This is a genomic window from Faecalibacterium sp. An77 (assembly GCF_002161315.1).
Taxonomy (GTDB): Bacteria; Bacillota; Clostridia; order Oscillospirales; family Ruminococcaceae; genus Faecalibacterium.
This window is the reverse complement of sequence record NZ_NFHK01000081.1, coordinates 1-5,520: the sequence shown is the minus strand read 5'-3', so window position 1 is coordinate 5,520 and position 5,520 is coordinate 1. Positions and strand designations below refer to the sequence as shown.

Sequence of the window (5,520 nt, the reverse complement as noted above, 5' to 3'; positions counted from 1 at the left end):
GGGTGTACGGTACCGGCAAAGTTTGCGGTTTCAAAGTGTGCGCCCCACAGCAGCTAAAGGCACACCAAACCGCCAGCCCGCCAAAGCGGGCATGTGGTACCAATCGGAGCGGCGGGCAAAAGCCGTTAAGAAAAACACCCGTGCCGCCGTTTGAGGCCCTGAAAGTTTTTACAGGCCAGGCATGACAGTGTTTTTTAGGCTTTTGAACGCCGCGACTTCCCTATCTGGGTCCAGGGGTCTCCCCTGGTCGTTAGGGAGGGTAGGGAGTCCAGAGGGGGTAGGGAGGGGGAGTCGAAACCCCCTCCCTCCCCCTCTGGGCCTAGCGCAGCGGATAAAGAGGAAAAGAAATAGAGTGTTCAAGCGCAGGGCGGCAAAGTTTGTGCTTGTTTATGATCTAAACACATAAAAACAACCCCCGCCCAATAAAGGACGAGGGTTGCTGCATTTTTATAGGTTTTCAGCGCGTACCGGGTGGGAAATCAGGCTATCTGAAATCTTGGACTCACCGGGGCGCAGCCCGGGAGCCTTCTAAAGCGGCCGATAATCCTTGACTCGTAAAATCAGGTTTTGAGTCCGTTTGCATCGCACCGCGCCACAGGCGCAAACGCCGGGAGCGAGCCAGGGCGTAAAGGCCCCGCGGAAGTTACGGAGACCCGCAAACTTCATGGTACACATTGAAAGCTTTTTGGTTACTTTTTCTCCGAAAAAGTAACTCAGGTGTCGGCGAGTTCGCCGCGGCTGGCGGCCTTCAGGTAGGCGAAGATGAAGCCGTCCAGGTCGCCGTCCATGACGGCGTTGACGTTGCTGGTCTCGTAGCTGGTGCGGTGATCCTTCACCATGGTGTAGGGCATGAAGACATAGCTGCGGATCTGATGACCCCAGGCGATCTCGTTCTGGACGCCCTTGATGTCCTCGATCTTGTCCATGTGCTGCTGCTGTGCGATCTGGTACAGCTTGGCTTTCAGCATCTGCATGGCGTAGTCGCGGTTCTGGAACTGGCTGCGCTGGGTCTGGCAGCTGACCACGATGCCGGTGGGCTTATGAATCAGGCGGACCGCACTGGAAGTCTTGTTGATGTGCTGGCCGCCGGCGCCCGACGAACGGTACACCTGCATTTCAATGTCCTCGGGCCGGATATCCACCTGAATGGTGTTGTCCAGCTCGGGCATCACTTCCAGAGACGCAAAACTGGTCTGACGCCGTGCGTTGGAGTCAAAGGGACTGACGCGCACCAGGCGGTGGACGCCGTTCTCGCTCTTGAGCAGGCCGTAGGCGTTGGCGCCCTTCACCATGATGGACGCGCTCTTGATGCCTGCCTCGTCGCCGTCCTGGTAATCCAGCACTTCCACGTTCATCCCGTGGTTGGAGGCCCACCGGGTGTACATGCGGTACAGCATCTCGGCCCAGTCCTGGGCCTCGGTGCCGCCGGTGCCGGCGTGGAAGGTCAGAATCGCGTTGCTGTGGTCGTATTCGCCGTTCAGCATGGTCATCAGCTGCAGCTCATCCACCGCTTTGCCCACGGCGTCCACTGCCTGCTCCCCTTCCGGGATCAGGGAGGGGTCGTTCTCCTCCTCCAGCATCAGCAGCATGGTCTGGGCATCCTCATACAGGCCCTGCAGCTTCTCAAAGCGGCCCAGCTTGCCCTTCAGGTCGCCCACTTCGTCGAAAACTTTCTTGCTGGCCTCGGCGTCATCGTAAAAGCCCGGCCGGGTCATGGTGTGTTCCAGCTCCTGGACACGCTTCTTGCTGGCGTCGATGGCCAGCGCCTCCTCCAGGTCCTGCACCGACTTGCCATATTCGGCCAGCTGGACCTTCAGTTCGTCAATCGTTATCATAGCTACCTCTCACATCCGTGTTGGTTGGTGTATCCGAATTAGTATACATGGAACCGCCGGCAAAATCAATCCTTGCCCGGCGACGCCGGTTTCTGGTGCAGGGCGCCGGTGCCGCCCTCCACCACGCCGTCATGGCGCAGCACCGCGATCACCGTGCCGAAAAACAGCTTCACATCCCCCAAAAAGGTGATGTCGGCCACATATTCCCCGTCCAGGCGGGCCTTCACCGGGATCTCCAGCTCGTCCCGGCCATGGATTTGGGCCAGGCCGGTGAGGCCGGGGCGCACGTCGTTGGCCCCGTACTTGTCCCGCTCTTCCAGAAGGTCATACTGGTTCCACAAGGCCGGCCGGGGTCCGATCACCGCCATGTCCCCCACCAGGATGTTCCACAGCTGGGGCAGTTCATCCAGGCTGGTTTTCCGCAGAAAACGCCCCACCCGGGTGATATACTGGTCGGGGTCGGCCAGCAGATGGGTGGGCATGTCGTGGGGGGTGTCGCTGCGCATGGTGCGGAATTTCAAAATCCAGAAATGGCTCTTGTGAATCCCCACCCGCTTCTGTTTGAAAAACACCGGGCCCGGTGAATCCACCTTGATGGCCACCGCCAGGCCCAGCAACAGCCAGGACAGGCAGATCAGCCCGCACAGCGCCAGAACTGCGTCCAGCGCCCGCTTGCCGTACTTTCGATACATACCCCGCACCTCTCCTCTGCGTTATGGTCGTACTGTGAGTGTGCCCGCTGTGCCGGGCGGCATACACAGCGGCACCGATAATAAGTATTATAGCATATTTTGCCTGCTTCCACAAGATAAAAGCGATGCACTTTGATTTTTGGGGCGGGGGACGTTCTTGCGCGGGGGCGGGTTCTGTGCTATCATAGCCTTGGATTTTTCATGGACAGGGCCGCGGATTTTACATGGGCGTGGTACAATGGACTATGGAAAAAACGACTCTGCCCCTCCGTGGGCCCGACGAAAGGGAATGGTTATGGAACAAAACGAAAAAATGACCCCGCTGGAAAAGCGCTGGGTCCTGTACGATGTGGGAAATTCGGCCTTCACCCTGCTGATCTCCACCATCCTGCCCATCTACTTCAACGGCCTGGCCGAATCCGCCGGCCTGACCGACGCCGAATACCTGGCCTTCTGGGGGTATGCGGCGTCGCTGGTGACGGTGGTGGTGGCGGTGCTGGGGCCCACCCTGGGCGCCGTGGCCGACCTGCCCGGCATGAAGAAAAAACTCTTTGTCCTGTGCGTGGCGGTGGGCATCGCGGGATGCGCCGTCATGGGCCTGGTGCAGTCCTGGATCTGGTTTCTGGGCTGCTTCGTCATCGCCAAAATCGGCTACAGCTCCAGCCTGGTCTTTTATGATTCGATGCTCACCGACGTCACCACCCCCGAGCGGATGGACCGGATTTCCTCGGTGGGATACGCCTTCGGCTACGCCGGCAGCTGCATCCCCTTTGTGGTGAGCCTGGGGATCGTGCTGGGGTATGAGGCCATCGGCCTCACCCTCAACACCGCCATGCTGGCGGCCTTCCTGCTGAACGCCGGGTGGTGGCTGGTGTGCACCCTGCCCCTGCTGCGCAGCTACCGCCAGAAATACAGCGTCCGCGGGGACGGCCACATGGTATCGGGGGCCTTCCGCCGGCTGGGCGAGACTCTGCGGGAAATCCGGGGCAACAAACAGGTGTTCTGGTTCCTGATCGCCTTCTTCCTCTACATCGACGGCGTCTACACCATCATCGACATGGCCACCGCCTACGGCCAGGCCCTGGGCCTGGACAGCACCGGCCTGCTGCTGGCGCTGCTGGTGACCCAGATTGTGGCTTTCCCCTTTGCGCTGCTGTTCGGGTGGCTGTCCCGCAGGGTGGACACCGCCCTGCTGGTGTCCATCGGCATCCTGGCCTATGTGGGCATCGGCACCTACGCCATCTTCCTGCGCAGCCAGACCCAGTTCTGGATCCTGGCCGTCTGCGTGGGTATGTTCCAGGGGGGCATCCAGTCCCTCTCCCGCTCCTACTTCGGCAAAATCATCCCCCCCGAGCGCTCGGGTGAATATTACGGCCTGCTGGACATCTGCGGCAAGGGCGCATCCTTTGTGGGCACCTTCCTGGTGAGCGCCATGACCCAGATCTCGGGCAGCACCTCCATCGGCGTCATGGTGATTGCGCCGCTGATTTTGCTGGGCTTCTTTGCGTTCCGCCGCTCGGTTCGGGAGAGCCGGCGGGAGAACGCCTGACATTCTGAACACAACGAGGTGAATTTCCATGCCTGCTGTCTACGCACACCGCCGCTTCGGCGGCGAGGTTCTGGCGGCCTGCCGCAACGATGTGGCCCGCACCGCCATCGAGACCTATCCCGACCTGTACCGCATCGGGCTGCAGGGCCCCGACATCCTGTTCTACTACAATCCCCTGCGGGCCAACGGCTACAAAACCGCCGGCGACGGGATGCACGACGCCCCGGCTGCGCCCTTCTTTGCAGGGGCGGCGGCCCGGGTCAACGACCGGGCCGAGGGCCAGGCCCTGCTGAGCTATCTGCTGGGGTTCATCTGCCATTTTGCCCTGGACAGCGAATGCCACAGCTACATTGAATATGAAATCAACCGCAGCGGCCACGGCCACATCGCCATCGAGACCGCCCTGGACGGCGCCCTGATGGAGGCCGACGGGGTGGACTGGCGCAGCGTCAACCCGGCGGGATACATTGCGGTGAACGAGGTGACCGCCCGCACCATCGCCCGGGTGATGCCGGCGGGCCGGGAGCAGGTGCGGACCTGTCTGGCCAACATGAAGCGGTACAACCAGCTCCTGATGCCGGGGGGCCCGGTGCGCAACGCCCTGGTGAAGGGCGTGCTGCATCTGTCGGGCAAGTGGGATTCCCTGGGCGGGCTGGTGATTGCGGCGCTGGACCGTCCGGCCTTTGCGGACAGCTGCGCCGAGCTGATGCGGCTGGGGGATCAGGCGGTGCCGGTGGCGCTGGAGCTGATGGACAACTACTGCGACCACATTTTCCACGGCGCCGCCCTGAGCGAGCGTTTTGACCGCACCTACGGGCCTCATCCCGACCTGATGGCGGCCTACGAGAACGGCGGGAAGTAAACCGAACCGCCAACCATCCAAAATAACCACAGGGGCTCCTCTGCCGGACGGCGGGGGAGCTTTTTTGTGTCAATGCGAGGGTTTAAAGCTTTGCCGCTCTGCCCTTTAACACTCTATTTCTTTTCCCTTTTTTCGCTCCGCTGGGGCCAGAGGCTGCGAAGCCGAGGCGCTGCCTGCGGCAGAAACAGCCGAGGCGGAGCAGGGGCAAACACAGCGACCGCGTCCTGCGGACGAAACAGGGAGCTGTGTTTGGCGCAGTGCTCCAATTTTTACAAGGGCATTCATGCCCGCAGGAAAAATTGGCTAAGCACAAGAGGACAGCCGTCCAAATTTTCAAGCGGGCAGCGCCCCGCGCAGAAAATTTGGGCAACGGCAACCCGGAGGAGGGAGGGATGGTTTTCTTGCGCTTTGCCTCTCCTGCCCTTTAACACTCTATTTCTTTTCCCTTTTTTCCGCTGCGCTATGCACATCTGTACGATTGGATACTTCATACAATGGCGGTGGATAACAGCATATTTAAATCCTGGCTTCACCTCCTCCCCATGGATCGCATAAAATCCCGCAGCAGCTCATTCTCCATTC

At 60.7% G+C, this 5,520-nt stretch carries 4 protein-coding genes; 2 read left to right on the top strand and 2 right to left on the bottom strand.

Features of this window, described 5'->3' with window-relative positions; genetic code table 11:
* Positions 1-713 precede the first annotated feature (713 nt).
* Together prfB and B5G28_RS13980 are read right to left on the bottom strand one after the other, a co-directional pair.
* Positions 714-1,835 carry a peptide chain release factor 2 gene (prfB, locus tag B5G28_RS13985; RefSeq protein WP_087249786.1) on the bottom strand — a complete coding sequence of 374 codons (1,122 nt, stop codon included), beginning with the start codon at positions 1,833-1,835 and terminating at the stop codon, positions 714-716.
* Positions 1,836-1,900: 65 nt separating this feature from the next.
* The gene (locus tag B5G28_RS13980; RefSeq protein WP_087249784.1) at positions 1,901-2,527 is read right to left on the bottom strand and encodes a sugar transferase; all 627 of its coding nucleotides are present in this window, start codon (positions 2,525-2,527) and stop codon (positions 1,901-1,903) included.
* A gap of 289 nt (positions 2,528-2,816) precedes the next feature.
* Between B5G28_RS13980 and B5G28_RS13975 the strand changes: the two genes are divergently transcribed.
* Positions 2,817-4,076, top strand: coding sequence for an MFS transporter (locus tag B5G28_RS13975; RefSeq protein ID WP_343215561.1), 1,260 nt, complete (start codon positions 2,817-2,819; stop codon positions 4,074-4,076).
* A 28-nt stretch (positions 4,077-4,104) separates the two neighbouring features.
* Positions 4,105-4,938, top strand: a complete 834-nt coding sequence (locus B5G28_RS13970; RefSeq protein WP_087249780.1) for a zinc dependent phospholipase C family protein — start codon at positions 4,105-4,107, stop codon at positions 4,936-4,938.
* Positions 4,939-5,520: the final 582 nt, after the last annotated feature.

Coding starts and splice junctions, on each gene's coding strand:
- B5G28_RS13980 (WP_087249784.1), bottom strand. CDS start 2,527: ATGTATCGAAAGTACGGCAAGCGGGCGCTGGACGCAGTTCTGGCGCTG.
- prfB (WP_087249786.1), bottom strand. CDS start 1,835: ATGATAACGATTGACGAACTGAAGGTCCAGCTGGCCGAATATGGCAAG.
- B5G28_RS13970 (WP_087249780.1), top strand. CDS start 4,105: ATGCCTGCTGTCTACGCACACCGCCGCTTCGGCGGCGAGGTTCTGGCG.
- B5G28_RS13975 (WP_343215561.1), top strand. CDS start 2,817: ATGGTTATGGAACAAAACGAAAAAATGACCCCGCTGGAAAAGCGCTGG.